This is a genomic window from Tunicatimonas sp. (assembly GCF_049647865.1).
Classification (GTDB): Bacteria; Bacteroidota; Bacteroidia; order Cytophagales; family Cyclobacteriaceae; genus Tunicatimonas.
This window is the reverse complement of record NZ_JBARYM010000543.1, coordinates 1-3,153: the sequence shown is the minus strand read 5'-3', so window position 1 is coordinate 3,153 and position 3,153 is coordinate 1. Positions and strand designations below refer to the sequence as shown.

Below are 3,153 nucleotides of genomic sequence, written 5' to 3'. Positions count from 1 at the left end.
AGATTTATTGTACTCAGTACGTTTTTGGCATTAGCCAGTTTATTACCACTTAGCGCCCAATATGCCCCCCAAGATACCACCTACCGGAAGTGTTTTGTCGGAAGCACCTTTTTTCTGCTGGGTAATTTTTTCGAATCTAACAACCCTGAATTTGTGCAGCTTAACCTGGGCTATCGCCTAACGGGCAAAGATGTGATATCACTGGAACTCAAAACCTGGAAATACGCCTGGCCCTTAGGAATTCCAGCCTACGATAGCTCCTTTGAAGCTCCCGAAGAAGAGTTCCCCGGGTACATACGGGAATATGGGTTTGCGCTGGTCTACCAGCGCTTTTGGTGGAAAGGTTTATACACCAGCGTCCATGTGATGAATGCCTGGCAGTCTTTTATGAATGAAAATGGAGATAAGGTTGATAACGGTTTTCAGATTTTCAATACCTACCGGTTAGGGTACCACATCAAGCTTTTTAACGATCGGTGGTTTATAGAACCTTCTGTGGCAATTACCCACCGGCCTTTCCATACCGAGATGCCCAATTCATTTAAACAACTGGACAATAAATGGCCTAAATTCAACACTGAACCCGGACTTCATTTCGGCTTTAATTTCTAGTTGATTAGAAGTTTATCCGCAACAGACAGCAAATTGATAGTCTGTGAGGCTTTCGAGCCGAAAGGAATTCGTCAATTTTGGCAGCCAACGGCTTAGTCTAAAGTTTTTGTTAAATTTGTTTAGATACAGAAGAAATAGCGGAAATCAGTCTCCGTTATCGACCCAATATCGGCGGATAGAGGAGACTAGTTACCGTTATCGTATGTTGGGCTTAATTTGACAAAATGAATCACGCTGGTAGAATCATATTGAATGTTGAAGGAAAAGGAAAAAGTTACTTTCTGTGGAACGGAACAGAATCTTATTACCAAAAACTAAGGTCGGCATACTAGAACATCAAAGAGGACAAAGCAAACGACTATTCACATTTTAGTTTCTTTGTTCTATGTTCCGCTACACTTGAATATTCATTGAACTATTTAATTTCAGATTACTGCCTTAATACTTATGGACCAGAAAAATGCAAGCCATTCATTGAAGGGTATACTTCTTTAAACTTCAAAAAAAAATATTGATGATTCCCTCTATATTATCAAATGGAGAATTGATTTTTAATAAGGACAAAACAGCATTCAAGAAACTTAGTGAACTGGTAAGTCTAAGGAACAAAATCATGCATGGGAAAGAACTTCTTAATGAATTTAACTTTCCGAACTTCAATGAAATAATTGAAGAGGAAATTCAGCTCCAACTGGAAACAAAACCAAATCCTATTGATAGCCTAGATAGAAAGAAGTGCCTTGAATTCGGACGTGCTTTAGGTGCTTTTAAAAAATATATTATGAAACCATGGTTTGACCGTGAGATGGACGAAAATGAACTTTTAGAAAAAAATAATAACTAAGCCCAACATTGCATATACTTATGGCGGGTGGGCTGTTAAATTGAGAGCTTTCGGTTTTTAGGTAAATTCGTCTCGGGCGAACAGGAAAGTGCTTCAAAAACCGCCACAAGCCATATGCGAACCGTTGTATACAACTGGGTACGATATACAAACAACCTCTTCCCTTTAATCCATATATTTGACAATGATCGAGATAATCGAGGAAAATACGGAAAGGCTTACGGCTATTTGCCAATCAAATCACGTAGCTGAGCTATATTTGTTTGGTTCAGCCGCATCCGATAAATTTACGGATGGCAGCGACTTAGACTTTGCTGTATTGTTCTCCAAATCGTTATCTCCTTTAGAACACGGGGACGCATTTTTTTCCTTAAAAGAAGATCTTGAAGAATTATTTGGTAGAGAAGTTGACCTGTTATCCTACCGCGTAGTTAAAAACCCTGTATTCAAAGAAGAACTGGATAAAACTAAAGTAGTTCTTTATGCCGCCTAAAGAAATTCTCAAATATATTCTGGACATCGAGTCTGCTATTGAGGAGCTTGATGAAGTAGTAAATATGTATGGCAAGGACTATCGGAAGTTTAGTTCGAATTTTATGGCAGTGAGAACAGTTGAACGCGATTTAGAAATTATTGGTGAAGCAGTTCGTAAACTAATCGAGATTGATCCGAGCTTAAAAATTTCAAGCTCAAAACAGATTATAGGATTACGTAACATGATTGTTCATGCTTATGATGCTATTGATCCTACCATGCTCTGGCGAATACTACTTAAAGACCTTCCCCTTCTTAAAAATGAAATTCGAGCGATAAAAGGATGACTGTCTACAGTGCTGAATAAAAGGCTTTGAAACGAAAGTTTCTACTCAGACTGAGAAGCGAAGATAGAGAAAGTTAGACTATAGCAGTAGCATAGAAAGGTTTGAACGCGCTATATACAAGTGAATTTAAACCTCAAGGTACACGCGAATCATCAATCCCGGTACTTATCAAACCAAGCCAAGATATGATCAACTTTGGTGATTAACTGGCTGGGGCGGTTAGCAATCAGGTGGTAGGCGCCGGGAATTTCTACTAGGGCGGTTTCTTTCTGCCGAATCTTGAGGGCGTGGTAGAGCTGCTTGGCTTCCGATAGCGGAGTACGCAGGTCGGCGGTACCAACCATCACTAAGGTGGGGGTTTCAATGTTGCCCACTAGCGATACTGGCGAGAACTTCATATAGGTTTCTATATTCTCCCAAGGCTGGCCGGGGTAGCGAGAATTGGCGTAGCCGTAGTAGTTATCCGCCGTCAGGGTTTTGCTGATCCAGTTCATCACCGGCTTCACTACCGCGGCAGCCCGGAAGCGGTTGTTCTTACCAATCATCCAGGCGGTCATAATACCTCCGGCGCTGCCACCGGTCACAAACAGGCTATCTTCGGCAATAAAGCCCTGCTCAATCATCGCGTCTACTCCGTCCATTACATCATGGTAGTCGTCGCCCGGATAGTTGTGGTACAGCAGGTTTCCAAATTCTTCTCCATAGCTGGTACTGCCGCGGGGGTTAGGGTAGAATACTACGTAGCCATCGGCGGCCATCAACTGCATTTCGGGAGAGAAGCGGTCGCCGTAGTTGGAGATCGGGCCACCGTGGTTCTCTACCAACAGTGGATATTCCCGGTTGGGATCAAAAGCGGGTGGCTTCACCATCCAGCCC

The 3,153-nt window shown here is 42.1% G+C and carries 5 protein-coding genes; 4 read left to right on the top strand and 1 reads right to left on the bottom strand.

Translation table 11 applies throughout. From position 1 onward, the window contains the following. The 4 genes from WBA23_RS16020 to WBA23_RS16005 all read left to right on the top strand — a co-directional run. The coding region (locus WBA23_RS16020; RefSeq protein WP_424583295.1) for a hypothetical protein at positions 1-612 on the top strand (612 nt) is incomplete at its 5' end. 514 nt (positions 613-1,126) lie between these two features. Continuing rightward, positions 1,127-1,456 carry a hypothetical protein gene (locus WBA23_RS16015; protein ID WP_424583294.1) on the top strand — a complete coding sequence of 110 codons (330 nt, stop codon included), beginning with the start codon at positions 1,127-1,129 and terminating at the stop codon, positions 1,454-1,456. A 184-nt stretch (positions 1,457-1,640) separates the two neighbouring features. Continuing rightward, positions 1,641-1,949 carry a nucleotidyltransferase family protein gene (locus tag WBA23_RS16010; protein WP_424583293.1) on the top strand — a complete coding sequence of 103 codons (309 nt, stop codon included), beginning with the start codon at positions 1,641-1,643 and terminating at the stop codon, positions 1,947-1,949. After that, positions 1,939-2,277: a DUF86 domain-containing protein gene (locus tag WBA23_RS16005; RefSeq protein ID WP_424583292.1), complete on the top strand. Its 339-nt coding sequence runs from the start codon at positions 1,939-1,941 to the stop codon at positions 2,275-2,277. Before WBA23_RS16010 ends, WBA23_RS16005 begins: the two co-directional genes overlap by 11 nt. A gap of 152 nt (positions 2,278-2,429) precedes the next feature. Here the strand turns inward: WBA23_RS16005 and WBA23_RS16000 are convergent. Continuing rightward, positions 2,430-3,153, bottom strand: a 724-nt coding sequence (locus WBA23_RS16000; protein ID WP_424583291.1) for an alpha/beta hydrolase family protein, incomplete at its 5' end; no start/stop codon positions are given.